Raw genomic sequence first — 16,431 nt, forward strand, 5'->3', positions numbered from 1 at the left:
GACTGCAAAAACTTGAGAATATTTAAATTAACATTCCGCAATATTTATAAATTCTTAAGAATTAATTGAGAAAGATTTTTATTTAACAACGATGTTATCATAGTTACAGCGATTTTACTGAATTTCATAATGGGTTATTCTATGCTTTTTTGGGCAGCAATGGTTGAAACCTTTGCCACACCTAGAAGGTAATCCCAATTAAGACGGTTAAATCAGTCAATTTCACCCACAACGATGATCTTTTTTTTGTGTAGTTTTATTGCAAAAAAAAAGTTTTTTTGACAAAAAGCACAAAGTATGATACTAACCCAAGTGATTCCTGGCTGCGAGTAATTATTGTAGAGGGGGAGAGGGGAGAAAAGCTGACGGTTTCAAGATAACTGATCACCGATCACTGAAACATCACCCATCTTAAGTAGGGAGGCACAATTATTTGTAGGATGGGTTAGTGGTAGCGTAACATAATCGGGCGTTGGGTTTCATGCTTCAACCCAACCTACGTTCGTCTCGGAGTCTCGGAGTCTCGGAGTCTCGGAGTCTCGGAGTCTCGACTAGGAAATTAATTTTGCACGACTACTTAACATTTCCCCAGTATTCTCAAAATCGAATAGTATAGATTGAAATAACTCAATGTACGCAAACCTATGGATGGCAGCTTAATCCTGTTCAATATTCTCAATCCGCCGGTTTTGTTCTTTTTCTTGGGAATGCTGGCAGTATTTTTTAAATCCGACCTAGAGATTCCCCAACCACTGCCTAAACTCTTTTCTCTCTATCTTTTGATGGCGATTGGTTTCAAGGGAGGTTATGAACTAGCGGAAAGTGGCATCAATAACCAAATCGCTTTAACTTTGATTGCCTCTGTGGTTATGGCTTGCATCGTTCCCATTTACACTTTCTTTATCCTGAAAATTAAACTCGATAGTGCCAATGCAGCAGCGATCGCCGCAGCCTATGGTTCCATTAGTGCCGTTACTTTCATCACCGCCAGTTCTTTTTTAGAAAAACTTCATATTTCCTATGGCGGTCATATGGTAGCGGCCTTAGCTTTAATGGAATCGCCGGCGATTGTAGTGGGTTTAATCCTGGTGCGAGTCTTTAAAGAGAAAAATGGCGAAGAAGAAGCGTTTTCTTGGTCAAAGGTTCTACATGAAGCCTTTTTAAATGGTTCGGTATTTCTCTTAGTCGGTAGTGTTGTTGTTGGTATGCTCACGGGGGAAAAAGGCTGGGAAAAATTACAACCTTTCACTCAAGGGATTTTTTATGGTGCTTTAACTTTCTTTCTCCTGGATATGGGATTAGTGGCTGCGAAAAGAATCCGGGAATTAGGCAAAACTGGTTCTTTTCTCATCGGTTTCTCGGTATTCATTCCCGTCATCAATGCTATGGTGGGGATTCTCATCGCTAAGGTTCTCGGATTTGAACAGGGCAATGCTTTATTATTCGCTGTTTTGTGTGCCAGTGCCTCTTATATTGCTGTTCCTGCGGCCATGAGAATGACTGTTCCCGAAGCGAATCCTAGTTTATACATTTCTATGGCCTTGGCTTTAACTTTTCCTTTCAATATCATCATCGGTATTCCTCTGTACCTAGAGATGATTAAAATCATTGGCTGTGGAGTCTAAAAGGCCCGGCGGTTTTTAAATAATTCCTGTCAAAAGTTTTCTCTTTCACTTATCCTTTTTGTACCTAACTACCATGCTTGAATCCCCGCATCCTTCCCTACAAACTGTCAAAAAAGTGGACATAATTGTTAGTCATGCTTTTCTGGAAGAAACCTTAAGCGTTCTTGATGTTGTCGGAGTTTCCGGTTATACCGTCTTTGGCAATGCTTCGGGAAAAGGCGATCGAGGTTTATCCCGTGATGACTTGGATTGTGATTACAGTGGTAACTACATTATGACGGTTTGTAATAGTGACGAACAACTTGGTCGTCTGATCGATAAAATTCAGCCTTTTTTAAAAAAAGCCGGCGGAATTTTTGTGGTGACTACGGCCCAATGGCTAACTCATTAGACCTCTTGTAAAAATCAAAAATTGTTCTGGTTGATTAGGAGTCAGTCCCGATGAAAAAATTTCACCCCCACAGATAAAAGAGGGTTCCGTCCCTACACCCCACACCCCACACCCCACACCCCACACCCTCTTTCAAGTCAGCAGTCAGGAGAAAGAGCTTTCCCGGTTTAGAATTTATCTGTATCTGGTCTGGGGCCAACAGCACCGGCGGGATTAACAAAAAGATTGCCCCCGGCTTCATTTTGGAAGATACAATCGATTTTCGGTTTGCCTTCCAAGGGGCCGGTATAACCAAAGGTATTCATCCGGTTTTTACAACTTTGTACCTGCTGTCCATCGACTAATTTTTGTTGTTCTAAAATTGACCAGTTATTGCGTCGCAAAACGCAACCGGGTTGCATGACTGGTTGGGTGACAAAAACGTTAAAGGGGTTAAGAGTGACATAAACCCGCAAATCGGTGACAATGGCACTAGCCCCAAATTGCACGCATAATTCCGCATTGGGGGCGCTGCGATCGATTACTTCTCGGGAAGCGACGTTTTCGGGGCTAAAATTAGCGGTAGAACTGAATACCAGACCGAGACCCACTCCTAGTACAAAAATACCACCAATCAGGGCAATCATGGCATAGTTTAATTTTGCCAATAGGCCTCCAGGGGACGAAGCGCGGGAGTCATCGCCATAGGAGCGGTCATAATCACGATCGCGCGATCGGGGAGGAGTATAACGAGGTCTTCTATTCATAGAAATTGCTGATTTGGCTGCTATGGCGGTCAGTCGTTAGCTATTAGCTTATCATTGTTCTATCCTAGCAACCCGGGGGATAACCGACAGGATAGGTCTGGTATAGGGCTATATCGTTTTTTTTGGGGTTAGTATGCTATGGTGGATCACTAAACAGAGTAAGTCAGCCTAATCCAAGTTTCTATGCTAGATATTAGCTAGACAAATTCGGAGCGGAGGAACCATATTTGGGGGCGTATTTCTAGATTTTTTAGCCTAGAAAAGGATATCTCTCTATCCTAGCCCGTCAGCTAACTTCGTCGGCGTGGGGGGGAAGACTGAAACATCACTACATTCCTAGTAATGTCTTGATCGGTTCAGTTATGTCGCTGGTACTACTTGATAGTCATAACTTACAGGAGACATTGTTTATGGAGATTCTCATGTCAGCTTACCGATCGCAACAATTTTAAGATTTTCCGTAGATAACCATATTTTCTATGAGTTTGCTGTACATTCGGGCAAACTTTTAGTCCTATCGAGAAACCGAAAGTAAAAACAGGATCAAAAATGCTGGAATCTTTACCAATGTGGATTGCTGCGATGACTTTTGTTGCAGTCATTGTGGTTATTATGTTCGAGTGGCTTCATATTACCGTAGCGGCTTTACTGGGGGCTTTAATCTTAGTTTTTACCCATATCATGACTCTCCAGGAGGCGGTGGGTTATATCAGTCGCAGTTATGGCACTCTCGCCCTATTTTTTGGGGTGATGGTGTTAGTGAGAGCCTTTGAACCAACGAAAATTTTTGATTATTTAGCAGCACAAATGGTGCTTTTAGCCAAGGGACAGGGCAAATTATTACTAATAGGAATTGTTGCCATTACTACCCCGATCTGTGCGGTATTGCCCAACGCCACCACGGTGATGTTGTTAGCACCTTTAATTCCCCCATTGGCACAGGATATAGGTGTGGATTTTGTGCCGCTCTTAATCCTGATGGTTTTCGTGGCCAACAGTTCCGGGTTATTAACGATTGTTGGTGATCCCGCTACTTATATCGTCGGTGATTCTATTAATATAACCTTCATGGAATACCTACAGCGTTTGAGTTTAGGTGGTGCGCTGGCAGTAATTACCATTCTGCTTATGTTACCTTGGTTATTCCCCAAAATCTGGCGGACAAAATTCGAGCATTTAGAAGACTTACCCCATCCGCAAATTAATCATCCGCGCGTCCTAGCTCTGGGGGGAATTATCGTCTTTTTAGTCTTATTTTTATTCGTGGTCGGTGAATCTTTTCCCGTACCTATTGCTCCTGCTGCCGTTGCTTTGATGGGTGCCACTTTAGCCCTACTTTTAGCCCAGCAATCGAAGATAGATACGGTTCATAATATTCTCCGAGATGTGGACTGGAGTACCCTATTATTTTTTATGTCGATTTTTGTCCTAATTGGCGGCTTAGAAAAAACTGGGGTAGTTAATAGTTTATCGGGATTTCTGGCGATAATTTTAGGCAAAAATATCTTTTTAGGTTCTCTAGTCTTGCTGTTTTTTGTCGGTTTTATTTCCAGTGTAGTTCCGAATATTCCCCTAGTGGTGGCCATGGTTCCACTACTGAAACAGTACCTTGTTAATGTTAATTTAGTCGGGACGGAGGTTCTTTCTCCCGATTATGCCGGTTCTTTTCCCCCGTCCGTTTTACCGCTTTTCTACGCGATGATGTATGGGGCCACCCTAGGGGGTAATGGTACTTTAGTGGGGGCTTCTTCTAATATTGTCGCCGCCGGCATCGCTGAACAACACGGGGGCAAAATTACTTTTCATACCTTTCTGCGCTACGGTTTACCAGTGATGTTTACTCAGTTAGTCGTCTCGGCAATGTATATGTTAGTTTTCTTTGTCTAGTCCATCTCCGGGGGTATTAATGTTAAGTTCGCCTAAGATTGACAAGAACGTTAACATTGATTAACATTCTCCTATCGTGCTAATGATCTGGATTGATCGGCGATCGTGAACAAAAAAATCTCTGTTTTAGCACCAGATTTATCCGGTGGTGGTGGCACAAGAGTCTATTTGATTGCTCAAGTCTTGCAACAGCTAAACTGTCAGGTGACGGTTTATGGTCCGATTTTTGGCCGGGAAATCTATCCCACCCCACCGGGGAATTTACCCCTGGTATCGGTCAAAGGCAATAATTATCCCCAGTTTTTTGGCCAGATCAAGACTTTACTCGATCGCCTCTCCGGAGAGATTATCTACGCGGTTAAACCCCGTCCCACCAGTTTCGGCATCGGTTTACTGAAACGTTTTTTTTCCCCACGTCCCCTAATTCTTGATATTGACGATTGGGAAATGAGTTGGTTTGGTGGCGATCGATGGTCCTATCGTCCTTATCCTCGACAATTAGCTAGGGATATCCTCAAAAAAAATGGTGCGCTTAGGGATCCGAATCACCCTCTCTATCTGCGTTGGATGGAAAATTTAATTAACCGCGCTGATGCGGTGACGGTTAATAATCAATTTTTGCAAAAGCGCTATGGGGGGATTTATTTACCGAATGGCAAGGATACGCAACTTTTCGATCCCAATCTCTACGATCCTGTCGCTTGTCGTCAAAAATACGGTTTATCTGCCTATAAAGTCTTAATGTTTCCTGGTACAGCTAGACCCCACAAAGGTTTAGAAGATGTCTTAATCGCTTTAGATCAAATTGGTGATCCTGATTTTAAATTGGTGGTGGTGGGAGGTCGCCAAATCGGGGATGGTTATCTGGATAGTTTGCTAGAAAAAGGTCAACCTTGGTTAATTCATTTACCTGCTCAACCGATCGAGCGAATGCCAGAAGTTATCGCCGCTGCCCATGCTATTATCGTTCCCCAGAGGGATGAAGCTACGGCTAACGCCCAATTTCCGATTAAACTCACCGATGGTATGGCGATGGCTAAACCGATTATTTCCACTAAAGTGGCAGATATTCCCGAAATTTTAGCTGATATTGGCTATTTAGTCGAACCTCGATCGCCAGAGCAACTAGCTGTCATAATTAGAGAAGTTTTTAATCATCTCGACTCGGCTAATGCACGAGGACTAAAAGCGAGAGAGCGCTGTATCGCCTCCTATAGTACCACCGCCATGGCGACAACTCTCTCTGGCATAATTACTTCTCTGGAAGGGAAATATTAGAGTCTAGCGAGTAGGATAATTGACCGTTGACTATTTACTTTATTACTTGCGATGAATCCTAAGCAAATTCTCCTTAAATATACGCTGAAACACTGGATATTAGTGGTTTCCAGCATTGTTATCGGCTTTGTCAGTACCGTATTTAATGGGGTAGGAGCTATTTTAGTTATCCCTTTGCTAATTTCTTTTATTAATCCCGAAAATGATATCTTAAAAAATGCCCCCCAAATTCTCAAAAAGCTGCTCTCCGTTTTCGAGGTTTTCTCGGTCGATACTCGTTTTTTCTGGATGTTTGCGGCGATATTAGGAATTTTAATTCTCAAGCACATTACCAATTTTGTCAGTAATTTGCTAGGCACTTACTTGTCTTTAATTATGGCAAAAGATATGCGAATTGATTCAGTTATTCTGCTGCTAGAAGTGGATATAGATTATTATGTAAAAAGTAAAATAGGAGATATTTTTAATCGTTTCATGTCGGAGATTAATCGGGCTGTAGCATCAATTAGAAATTACATAAACCTGATTAAGATTATCGCTACAGCTTTCATGTACTTAGTTATTTTATTATCAATTTCTTGGCAATTAACTATTCTTTCAAGTGTTTTGGGTGGCTTTTTAGGTCTGCTTAATCAATACTTTGTCAAGAGATCGAAAAAGTTTGGAGAGATTATCACCGTAAAGGCTAAACAGCAAACTAATAAACTGTTGGAACTGTTAACGGGAATTCGCCTAATTAAAGCGGTAGGCAATGAAAGATACGAATTAGAATCTATTGTGGAAGATATCGAAGCCCGGGAGAAAGCGGGTTTAGATGCCCAGACTAATAATGCTGTAATCGCTCCGCTCAATGAGATCGGTGGGGTAATTATTATTGCTTTAATTATCATTGCTGGTCGTTATCTTTTTAATGAACAACTGCAAGCTTTAGCGACAATTTTATTAACCTATCTCTATGTACTTTTCCGGGCCCTGCCGATAGTTGGTCAAATTAACAGTGCTAGGAGTAGTCTATTGGGGGATGTTTCCGCAGTAGAGGTGGTAGCGGATTTTCTCATTCGAGAGAATAAACCATTTATGATCAATGGCTCTATTCCCTATCAAAGATTAGAGACAGGTATTCATTTTGATAACGTCCAATTTTCCTATCCTGGTCATCAAGAATTAGTTCTCAAGGGCATCGATCTTTGGATTCCAAAAGGAAAAATGATCGCTCTTGTTGGTGCTTCGGGGGCTGGAAAATCGACAATTGCTGATTTATTACCACGCTTTTATGATCCTACAGCCGGGAGGATTCTTTTTGACGGTCACGATTTACGGGATTATGAGATCAAATCTCTGAGAAAAGCCATGGGAATAGTCAGTCAAGACACTTTTCTCTTTAATAATTCTCTCCGTTTTAATATTGCCTACGGATTAAGCGATGTTAGTGATGCAGAAATTTTAGCAGCGACAAAAAGGGCGAATGCCTACGAGTTTATCTCCAAACTGCCGGAAGGACTGGATACGGAAATTGGCGATCGGGGAGTGAGACTTTCGGGGGGACAAAAACAAAGACTAGCGATCGCTCGGGCCTTACTCCGAGATCCAGATATTCTCATTCTCGATGAAGCCACCAGTGCTTTGGATACAATTTCTGAGCGTTTAGTACAGGAAGCGATCGATGAACTCTGTCGCGAGCGGACTACTCTTGTGATCGCTCACCGTCTTTCCACTGTTCAAAAAGCCTATCAAATTGTGGTGCTGGACAAGGGAAAAGTGGCAGAAATCGGCAATCATGAGGAATTATTAGCTCAAGGTGGTCATTATGCCCGTTTACACGCTCTGCAATTCAGTGATAGCAAAGGGGCTGACTCTAAGAATAGGGAAGATGAGCAAAAAAGAAAAGCTTATTTATCCTACGAAGCGAGAAGCAGTCTTAATAGTCTTTTAGGTTCTCTGCGTCTAGTATCTGAAGATTTAATCGAAGATTCTCAGGAGAAACAGGAAATTTTAGAAGAATCCTGTAGTTCAGCCATGCGACTTCTCCATATTATCGAAGACTACGAGTATTCCTCGACTCGATAGCTCTCCTGCAAAAATCAAAAATTGTTGTCATAGTAAATCCGGTTATTAAAAACTGATTATTTATTCTCCCTTTTGCATGAGTGCCTGTCCTAATATGTAGCCTATACTCAACGGATTTAGTATTAGTTGAATAATCTTTGCAGAAAAGTGCTTCGATCCCGCAGGAAAACCTGGGCGCAATTGCGCCCCGGCATTCCCGAAATTGAGCCGCCGGGGTGAGTTCCTGCCCCAGTTAAATAAAGGTTTTTAATTGGGGTTTTGTAGTTAGCTATTTCCGGCAAAGGACGCAGGAAAATCATCTGATCTAAGGTCATATCAAGATGATAGTAATTACCTTTATAGGAACCCAAACGATTAGCTAATTCGGCCGGACTTTCCACCCGACGGGCAATAATGGCGGATTTGAGATTTGGGGCATAATCGGCCAGTTTATCAAGAACTCGATCGGCCACGCGATTTTTTAATTCTTCCGTCCATCCCGTGCCGTTTAATCCTGTTCCCTCGGCCCCAGCAATCTGATAGGGGGCAAAAAATTCGATCCAGAGGGTATGCTTACCTTGGGGAGCCATGGAGGGATCGAGAATAGTGGGTACATCTAGGTACATCGAGGGATTTTCGTCGGGAATCTGCCCCAAAATCGTTAAAGCGTGGGCCTGTTCAACGTGACGCACGGAATCGGCGATGAGAATCGTTCCCTGTAAATACTCCTCTTTGTGATCGTAAGCCTCGAACCTTGGTGCTTCGGCGAGGGCGCAATCAATTTTAAGAATTGTTTCATTGTTATTGACAATTCGCCGTTCTACCCTTTCTCGCAATTCTGGATCGGCGGCATCCACATCGGCGGGGGCGACTAACTGTAAAAAAACTCGTCTAGCGTCAATATTAGAGATAACACCCGCTTTTGCCAGATATTCCTGTCCAGAGTCCACCCTAACCCCGATCGCTTGTCCTTCCTCGATTAGAATCTGTTTAACCTTCTGCTCGGTTAAAATTACCCCACCGAGACTGACAACACATTTCACCAGAGCCTCGGTTAGTGCGCCTGTACCACCACGAGGGCGAGCCACCCCGGGAGAATGACGCATCGCCATCATCATCATCCCGGAGGTAATGCCTTTTTGGGAGGGAGGAGCGCCAATTTCCGCCGCTAGACGAGCCAGGGGTGCTTTCACAAATTCGCTCTCAAACCACTCATTGAGGACATCTTCGGGGGAAGTAATCATCGTGCGGATGAAGTCGAGCAGTTTCTTTTTCGAGCCGATCGCTTTCCAGACACTAGCTAAGGCACTAGAGTTATAATTGCGGGCGATTCTGAGCAAATCTTGGGGCGGAGCGTTAAACCAAGGCCCAATCGCATTCATCAACTGTCCCCAATAGTCGATAAACTGAAGGTAGCGATCGGCATCTCGCGGACAAAACTGGGCAATTGCGGCGTGAGTTTTTTCCAGAGAGCGATAGGAAAGAAAATATTGGCCAGAGGGATGGGGACAGAAAACGGTAGGATCGAAGAATAAATACTCTAATCCGTGGCGTTTTAGCTCCAATTCCTCAATTACCGGTCCCAAAAAAATAAATTCGTGATCGATCGCACAGAGATTAAACTTAAAATCGGGGGCTAGCTCTGGGATAACCGCTTCTGTGGTAGCCGCTCCTCCTGGTACGCTACGCTGTTCGAGAAGGAGGACACGATAACCGGCTTTGAGGAGATAGGCGGCACAAACTAAACCATTATGCCCCGCACCGATGAGGATGACATCGTAACTTTCCATACAGTTTCAAAAATTCCTATTTTTAATTTTGCGCTTTTCTTGACCCTAATATGTTAAAAATAGTTAAAGATTGGCTGCTATCAGCAGATTTCAGCGAGCAGTTATCAGTGAGCAGGTAGAAAACATTTAATTTTTCCTTTTTTTTATGAGTTCTTCCATCAAAGTTATTCAACCATCGGGTATTTTAGATGGCAACCAAGCCAGCGAATTTCGCCAAGAAATTGCCGAAGCCGTGCAGGGAGGTTCCGAGGTTATTATCGTTGATTTCAAGAATGTCACCTTTATGGATAGTTCTGGTTTAGGGGCGCTAGTTTTATCCTTAAAAACCGTGCGTTCTGCGGGGGGTAAACTATTGATCTGCTCGATTAATGAGCAGATAAAAATGTTGTTTGAATTGACCGATATGGATCGAGTTTTTGAAATTTTTAATAACCGAGAAGAATTAGAACAAAAAATCCTCGGAAGTTAATTAACGAAAATCCACCTGCATGATCGAAAGATCATCCCTAAAATTACCATCAAATTGTAAAGCTTGAATTTTTTCAATAAAATTATCAAGATTTTTAGCAGAATTACAGTGATAATTTCGTAAAGATTGAATAAAGTTTTCTAGTCCCCACATCCTACCATCAGCACAATCGATCTCGTAAATTCCATCGCTAAAAAGATAAAGGCTACTGGAGAAATTCAGGGATTGAACCTGATTGATATATTCTGCTTCCGGAAACATTCCGATGGGAAAACCGGGGGCTTTCAGTCTGGTTTCAATCATCTGTCCAAAAGGTTTTTGAGTCAGGAGAACTGCCGGGGGATGACCGGCACTGGCATAGGTTAACTGTTGTTGTTTCTGATCATAAATTCCGTACCAGATAGTAAAATATTTATCATTCTTAGGACTGATTTGATAAACTTGATTTAACCCATGTAAAACCTGATTAGGTTGATAGTAATTCACCTGACTTAAACCACGGGAACGGAGAAGATGAATCACCGAAAGGGAAGGTAAAGCCGCTCGCAAACCATGGCCAGCCACATCTAAAAGATATAACATCAAATGGTCATTATCTAACCAATAATAATCAAATCCATCCCCCCCCAATCGACGAGAAGGAAGGAAGCGAAAATCGATAGCAAGTTTTGGAGAAATAAAAGATTCTGGTAACAGCGATCGCACATATTCCGCCGCTTCCGCTAACTCCATTTCTAGTAATTGTTTTTGCGCTTGCAGATCATGACTTAATTGATGCAAACGAATTCCCGCCCGCACGCGCGCTCTTAACTCATTAATCTCGATCGGTTTACACAAAAAATCATCCGCCCCTGCATCCAATCCCTTGACCCGATCCTCCACCGATCCCAAAGAAGTTAAGAGGATAAAAAAAGTCGTTGACAGTTGGGGATTGAGCTTAATTTGCCGGCAAACTTCCAACCCATCGATCCCCGGCATCATCCAATCACAAATAATCATCGCCGGTTTTAGTTGCCCCGCTTGCTTTAATCCTTCTTCCCCATCACTGGCAATAAAAACCTCGTATTCCTTCCGCAAAGCGCGGCTCAAAAACGTTTGAATTACTCCATCATCATCAATTACTAGAATTCGTACCATCTTTTTTGTGACTTGACTATCTCAATCTTACTGCCTACCCCCGACTCCCTGACAGATGACTTTGCTTGTCCCTCAACCAGGGATTAAATCCAGAATCGAGCTAACACATCAGTCATAGTTTGGGAAAAATGGTATAACTTCTAGCGTAAGGCATTGGAGAGGTAAGCCGGGGGTGAAGATTTCTTTTCAGGTAGATAGCGATCTCAAGTCCTTAGATACCGTTTTAAAATATTTTGAGCAACTTGAACCAGCGGGCATTCCCCAAAAAGACTGGCTCCAGTGTCAGCTTGCTCTTGCCGAAGGTTTTACCAATGCAGTCCGTCACGCTCACCGACACCTACCCCCCGAAATCCCGATCGAGATCGAGATCGAGATTACCCGATCCCAGATGGAAATTCGCATCTGGGATCGGGGTTCCGTCTTCGATTTAGAGGGCTTTATCGAGAAAAACGCCTATCATGACTATAGTTTCTCTGGTCATGGGCAAGGACTGCCGATCCTCCAAAAAATCGCCGATCAACTCAGTTATACTCGCAGCGAAGATCAGCGCAACTGTCTGTTAATTATTAAACAATTTTCCCGCCATGAATCCGATCGCGCCCCTCGTTTCTCCTAGTTGGTTAGTGACTAATCTCGATCGCCCCGATCTGATGGTTATTGACTGTCGTTTTCAATTAAATGATCCCGATCTCGGTTATCAAGAGTATTTAGCCAATCATATTGAAAATGCCTTCTATTTACACCTTGATCGCGATTTATCGGCTCCCGTTGCCCGTCATGGCGGCCGTCATCCTTTACCGAATCCGCAGACGATAGCCGCTAAATTAAGCTCTTTAGGGGTGATTTCCGGCCAAACTCATGTCATCGCCTACGATGCCTCCCGTTTTGCCTTTGCCAGTCGTCTCTGGTGGTTATTACGTTATCTGGGCCATGAACGAGTCAGCATTCTCGATGGTGGTTGGCAAAATTGGTTAAATGCCAGTTATCCCGTCTCCAATCAGATACCTGTGCCGAAAACCGGCGCTTTTCTCCCCCAAGTTCAACAGGATTGGGTAGTCACGATCGAGGAGGTAAAAAGGCAAAAAGAGCAAGCGGGAGTGGTGTTAATTGATGCCAGGGAAAGCGATCGCTATCGGGGCGAAAGGGAACCGATCGATCCGATCGCCGGCCACATCGAGGGGGCGCTTAATTATCCCTGGTTAGAAGTCACCGATAGTCAGGGTTTTTCTCAACCCCCGGCCCGGCAAAAACAACGTTGGCAAGAGCGGCAAAGCGATCGAGAAATTATCCTCTACTGTGGTTCGGGAGTGACAGCCTGTGTCAATATCCTTTCCCTTACCCTAGCCGGATACGACAATGTTAAGCTATATTCTGGAGGTTGGAGTGATTGGTGTTCCTACCTGATCTAACCAGCCTTGTTGATACCCATCTATCAAGAAAGATTATCAAAATGACCTAATTACTGTACAATCTCTCTATTATCACTTTTAATTATTCCGAAACTATTATCTAGTTTGTCTCCTAAGTGGGTGGGTGGAATTAAATATAAGATGAACGTAGGTTGGGTTTCATGCTTCAACCCAACGCCCGCATGGGTTACGCTACCGCTAACCCATCCTACAAATAATTGTGTCTCCCTACTTAGACAAAAAAGCTAATTTTTATTTTAGTTGCTATCTTTTTGCTCTCAAATCACCGCTATTCCCCAAAGAATAGTCGTTTTCCCCCGTAAAATTACTAAAAAGTAATTTTATAGTTAAACTGTATAAAAAATTAGGTATGTATTTTGTATGACAGAAGCCGGTCTTTGTCATTGTAATGGTGGCGGTCGTCCGAAAGATCGCCTTTCGATTTTTGTGGATGGCAATAATATGTTTTATGCTCAACAAAAAAATGGTTGGTTTTTTGACCCGCGCAAGGTGTTAAATTACTTCACCAACGACCCGAATATTATGTTAATTAATGCCTTTTGGTACACGGGGTTAAAAGATTCCCAAGATCAAAGAGGTTTTCGCGATGCTTTAATTAGTTTGGGTTATACGGTGAGAACAAAAATTTTGAAAGAATATTATGATGATAGTTCCGGTCGTTTTTCCCAGAAAGCTAATTTAGATATCGAAATTGTCGTCGATATGTTTAATACCGTCGATCAATACGATCGAGTGATTTTATTTAGCGGTGATGGCGATTTTGAACGAGCGATCGAACTATTGCGCTCTAAAAATACTCATATTACCGTAGTTTCTACGGAAGGGATGATCGCTAGGGAATTGCGAAATGCCACCGATCGCTATATTGACCTGAATGATATTCGCAAAGATATCGAAAAAAGTGATTATTAACCGGCCGTTTTGTCTTTAAACCGGCTATTTATCCCATTTTTCTTTATTGGTAGTCCTCACCCCAATCCTTCTCCCAGAAGGGGATAGGTGAGGCAGTTAACCATCTCTTGTTTATTTTTCCTTGAGTCGAAATAGTAAAAACTGATTGACCTGATTCGGATTAAAATTATCATCACTGACTAAAATCAAAGAGCGACTGCCATCAGCTAATCTTGGACCGAGGGTCATTCCTTCCAAATTATCTAAATCAATCCCTAAAGTCCCTAAATCTAGTAATAATTTTTTCCGCAAGGGTTGCACCTGTAAAGCTTCTAATTCTCCCGGTATCCGAGCAATTTTCGAGGTATCGGTGGCACTCCCATTAACTACCTGAAATAGTTTCGCTCCAAAACCTTCTAAACCAAAAGTTCGCTCTAAACTGAGAAAATAACCCTCTTTTTCTAAAGCTAATAATTCCGTTAAACCGTAGTATCTCGCACCACTGGGTGGCTCATCTAACACATACAATTGTTCTGATACTAACACAGGCGCACCAATCGGATCAATAACATAATGAAGAAGTCGCACTCTGAGATTTTCTGCTCTTTTTCCCGTGGGACTATCTTGAATTAACGCGCTTTCTGTGGCAGTAAACAAACGAAAAGGATCGTCTTTGAGAGTGCTGGTAATCCCTAAAGTTAAGGATTCAAACCCTAAATTATCCTGTATTCCTTTTTGATTGGTATCATCTGGTAAAAAGCGATTAGGAATTAACAAAGACTCCTTTAATTGTCCCTGCAAATCAAATTCAGCAATAAAAGGAGCAATTCCCTCTTTAACCGCACCTTCACTGGAAATAAACAAAGTTTGTCGGGGCGAAAAAGCGATACCTTCCGGGTCGATCGATCCCTTTTTAAACGTTTCTCCCTTGCCATCTTTTAGCAACGTGACTGCCTCTAAATTCACTTTTTCGATTTTTTCACCATTTATCTGCAAACTAGCCCGATAAAAGCGGGCCGGAGCTTTCTGAGAACGATCATCACTGAGGAGATAAAAGCGGTTATTGGCACGATCGTATGTAATTGCCGATAATCCCCCCACCCTTGTCCCTTGATAATCCGCTTGTGGCAATTGATATTCTCCCAAAAACTCGACCGAGAGGGGTAGAAACATTCGTTGTTCTGCTAAAACTTGCGGGGAGACACCACAGGCCCCCAGACTAAAGGTTACAATCAAACTAGCAATTAAACCCAAAATTGGGAAACGCAAATTTTCGGCAGTCAGTCTCTTATAGAATCGATCGATCACAAAATATCATCCTCTACTACGCTCTTATCAATCTATTATGCTACGTTTTTCTCTCGGTTTATGGCTCTGTTTGATCGGTACTTCCCTTCCTCTCCTAGCACAAACAGAAACCCCTGCACCCAATCCCCTCGAAACTCCCCTAAAAAGTCCTTTATTACCCGCAATCGATCGCCCTTTAACTCCCTTGGAGCGTCGTCAACTGTTATTATACATCGATCAACGCGATGCTGAAGCTCAAGCTAAATACGATGCGGGATTAAATGAGGAAGCTTTTCCTATCTGGTATGAAGTGATTAAATTAAATCGTTATTTAGGAGCAAAAGAAGAAGTAAAATCTTTGGGAAAAGTGGGTTTAGCAGCTTGGAATCGAGATCGAACCGAGGATGTTAAATTAATTACTGCTCGTTTAAAAGCTCTGCAAAAAACTGCGGAAACTAACCAGACAATGGACGGGGAATTATTAGCATTACTAGGTACATCCTATGAACAGGTACGAGCTTTTAATGAGGCGATAATTATCTATGATAAAATCCTAGCTAATGCCAGACAATCTGGTGATAATCTGGCAGTAGAAGCAACTTTAAATAAACTTGGTCAAATTCATTTATCCCGTTTTGATTATCAAAAAGCAGCTCCAGTCTATGAGGAATTATTAACTATTTCTAAGGTGCAGAATAATTCTTTGACTCAAGGAATTTATTTGCAAAGACTAGCAGAAATTTATCGAGAATCTCTGCAACCAGCTAACGCCGTAAAAATTAAAGAAGAAATAGCTGAAACCCAAATCAGAAATCAGCAAATACAGTTAATCCCCGCTCTAAAAATTCAAATTGGTTTAGATTACCAAGCTTTAAAAGATGCAAATAAAGCCAGCCAAAACTTTCAAGAAGCCTATTCTCTCGCTTTTGCTTTACAACAGTACGGCACCGCAGGAGAAGCTTTAAATAAGTTGGCCGAACTCTATAAAAGTTATCAACAGGTGGATTATGCTTTACAAATCTATCAAGAATTAATTAAAGTCCATGAATTGGGTTATAATTACTACGGTTTAATGAATACCTACGATCAAATCGGTCAAATTTATCTAGAGAGAAAAAATTATCCCCAAGCTTTACTCGCTTTCCAAAAAGGTGCGGAATTAGCCCAAGCTATCCGTTATCGTGAACAATATTTTCAAACCCAAATCACCCAAGTTAATCAAGCAATAAATAATCCTGAACAGTGATCTTTAAGTCTTTGAATAGTTAACTAATGGACAGGGAAATGGGGAAATGGGGAAATGGGGACTAAGAAATATCTGGCTCTTCGGTTTGTGTTATGCAATGGACGGGGGTTATAAGGGATGGAACCCTTATAGAGAAAGGCATTTAGCGATTTTTGTCAATTGTTTTTGCTCTAGAGCGAACTAATCAATTAAGTCTCTTGCCAGATAA

General features: G+C 42.2%; 14 protein-coding genes and 1 riboswitch. Of the genes, 10 read left to right on the forward strand and 4 right to left on the reverse strand.

Annotated features, from left to right (window positions below; all coding sequences use genetic code 11):
- Positions 1-644: 644 nt before the first annotated feature.
- A complete protein-coding gene (locus O9290_RS14135; RefSeq protein WP_002756655.1) occupies positions 645-1,625 on the forward strand; it encodes a sodium-dependent bicarbonate transport family permease in 981 nt (326 codons plus the stop codon).
- Between the two features lie 73 nt (positions 1,626-1,698).
- Positions 1,699-2,016, forward strand: a complete 318-nt coding sequence (locus tag O9290_RS14140; RefSeq protein WP_002756653.1) for a P-II family nitrogen regulator — start codon at positions 1,699-1,701, stop codon at positions 2,014-2,016.
- Between the two features lie 167 nt (positions 2,017-2,183).
- Here O9290_RS14140 and O9290_RS14145 read toward each other — a convergent pair whose 3' ends face one another.
- Positions 2,184-2,762, reverse strand: a complete 579-nt coding sequence (locus O9290_RS14145; RefSeq protein ID WP_002733879.1) for a DUF3172 domain-containing protein — start codon at positions 2,760-2,762, stop codon at positions 2,184-2,186.
- Between the two features lie 189 nt (positions 2,763-2,951).
- A riboswitch (cyclic di-AMP (ydaO/yuaA leader) is annotated at positions 2,952-3,082 on the forward strand.
- A 229-nt stretch (positions 3,083-3,311) separates the two neighbouring features.
- Between O9290_RS14145 and O9290_RS14150 the strand changes: the two genes are divergently transcribed.
- The 3 genes from O9290_RS14150 to O9290_RS14160 all read left to right on the forward strand — a co-directional run bounded on the left by O9290_RS14150 (position 3,312) and on the right by O9290_RS14160 (position 7,994).
- Positions 3,312-4,649, forward strand: coding sequence for an ArsB/NhaD family transporter (locus tag O9290_RS14150; protein ID WP_288054711.1), 1,338 nt, complete (start codon positions 3,312-3,314; stop codon positions 4,647-4,649).
- A 105-nt stretch (positions 4,650-4,754) separates the two neighbouring features.
- Positions 4,755-5,927 (forward strand): glycosyltransferase, encoded by a 1,173-nt coding sequence (locus O9290_RS14155; RefSeq protein ID WP_288054712.1) that lies wholly within the window; start codon positions 4,755-4,757, stop codon positions 5,925-5,927.
- A gap of 51 nt (positions 5,928-5,978) precedes the next feature.
- Positions 5,979-7,994 carry an ABC transporter ATP-binding protein gene (locus O9290_RS14160; RefSeq protein ID WP_288054713.1) on the forward strand — a complete coding sequence of 672 codons (2,016 nt, stop codon included), beginning with the start codon at positions 5,979-5,981 and terminating at the stop codon, positions 7,992-7,994.
- Positions 7,995-8,116: 122 nt separating this feature from the next.
- On the opposite strand, the gene crtO is transcribed toward O9290_RS14160, so the two are convergent.
- The gene (gene crtO / locus O9290_RS14165; protein WP_185237389.1) at positions 8,117-9,763 is read right to left on the reverse strand and encodes a beta-carotene ketolase CrtO; all 1,647 of its coding nucleotides are present in this window, start codon (positions 9,761-9,763) and stop codon (positions 8,117-8,119) included.
- Positions 9,764-9,908: 145 nt separating this feature from the next.
- On the opposite strand from crtO, the gene O9290_RS14170 reads away from it, so the two are divergent.
- Positions 9,909-10,232: an STAS domain-containing protein gene (locus O9290_RS14170; protein ID WP_052275544.1), complete on the forward strand. Its 324-nt coding sequence runs from the start codon at positions 9,909-9,911 to the stop codon at positions 10,230-10,232.
- Here O9290_RS14170 and O9290_RS14175 read toward each other — a convergent pair whose 3' ends face one another.
- Complete coding sequence (locus O9290_RS14175) at positions 10,233-11,369, reverse strand: PP2C family protein-serine/threonine phosphatase (protein WP_288054715.1); 1,137 nt, start codon at positions 11,367-11,369, stop codon at positions 10,233-10,235.
- A gap of 172 nt (positions 11,370-11,541) precedes the next feature.
- Between O9290_RS14175 and O9290_RS14180 the strand changes: the two genes are divergently transcribed.
- From O9290_RS14180 to O9290_RS14190, 3 genes are all read left to right on the forward strand, one after another.
- On the forward strand, positions 11,542-11,985 hold the full coding sequence (locus O9290_RS14180; protein WP_288054716.1) for an ATP-binding protein: 444 nt from the start codon (positions 11,542-11,544) through the stop codon (positions 11,983-11,985).
- A complete protein-coding gene (locus O9290_RS14185) occupies positions 11,954-12,778 on the forward strand; it encodes a sulfurtransferase (protein WP_288054718.1) in 825 nt (274 codons plus the stop codon). Before O9290_RS14180 ends, O9290_RS14185 begins: the two co-directional genes overlap by 32 nt.
- 381 nt (positions 12,779-13,159) lie before the next feature.
- A complete protein-coding gene (locus O9290_RS14190; RefSeq protein WP_002764933.1) occupies positions 13,160-13,711 on the forward strand; it encodes a LabA-like NYN domain-containing protein in 552 nt (183 codons plus the stop codon).
- 111 nt (positions 13,712-13,822) lie between these two features.
- Here the strand turns inward: O9290_RS14190 and O9290_RS14195 are convergent, their stop codons facing one another.
- Entirely contained in the window at positions 13,823-14,998 is a 1,176-nt protein-coding gene (locus tag O9290_RS14195) for an esterase-like activity of phytase family protein (protein WP_288054719.1), read from the reverse strand.
- 37 nt (positions 14,999-15,035) lie between these two features.
- Here O9290_RS14195 and O9290_RS14200 point away from each other — a divergent pair, with 37 nt between their 5' ends.
- Positions 15,036-16,223 (forward strand): tetratricopeptide repeat protein, encoded by a 1,188-nt coding sequence (locus O9290_RS14200; RefSeq protein WP_288054720.1) that lies wholly within the window; start codon positions 15,036-15,038, stop codon positions 16,221-16,223.
- Positions 16,224-16,431 lie beyond the last annotated feature (208 nt).

It is taken from the genome of Microcystis sp. LE19-41.2A (assembly GCF_027530405.1).
GTDB classification, from domain to species: domain Bacteria; phylum Cyanobacteriota; class Cyanobacteriia; order Cyanobacteriales; family Microcystaceae; genus Microcystis; species Microcystis aeruginosa.

Bases quoted from the DNA above. Each gene is read 5' to 3' on its own strand.
- O9290_RS14135 (WP_002756655.1), top strand. From the start codon at position 645: ATGGATGGCAGCTTAATCCTGTTCAATATTCTCAATCCGCCGGTTTTG.
- O9290_RS14140 (WP_002756653.1), top strand. From the start codon at position 1,699: ATGCTTGAATCCCCGCATCCTTCCCTACAAACTGTCAAAAAAGTGGAC.
- O9290_RS14145 (WP_002733879.1), bottom strand. From the start codon at position 2,762: ATGAATAGAAGACCTCGTTATACTCCTCCCCGATCGCGCGATCGTGAT.
- O9290_RS14150 (WP_288054711.1), top strand. From the start codon at position 3,312: ATGCTGGAATCTTTACCAATGTGGATTGCTGCGATGACTTTTGTTGCA.
- O9290_RS14160 (WP_288054713.1), top strand. From the start codon at position 5,979: ATGAATCCTAAGCAAATTCTCCTTAAATATACGCTGAAACACTGGATA.
- crtO (WP_185237389.1), bottom strand. From the start codon at position 9,763: ATGGAAAGTTACGATGTCATCCTCATCGGTGCGGGGCATAATGGTTTA.
- O9290_RS14170 (WP_052275544.1), top strand. From the start codon at position 9,909: ATGAGTTCTTCCATCAAAGTTATTCAACCATCGGGTATTTTAGATGGC.
- O9290_RS14175 (WP_288054715.1), bottom strand. From the start codon at position 11,369: ATGGTACGAATTCTAGTAATTGATGATGATGGAGTAATTCAAACGTTT.
- O9290_RS14185 (WP_288054718.1), top strand. From the start codon at position 11,954: ATGAATCCGATCGCGCCCCTCGTTTCTCCTAGTTGGTTAGTGACTAAT.
- O9290_RS14190 (WP_002764933.1), top strand. From the start codon at position 13,160: ATGACAGAAGCCGGTCTTTGTCATTGTAATGGTGGCGGTCGTCCGAAA.
- O9290_RS14200 (WP_288054720.1), top strand. From the start codon at position 15,036: ATGCTACGTTTTTCTCTCGGTTTATGGCTCTGTTTGATCGGTACTTCC.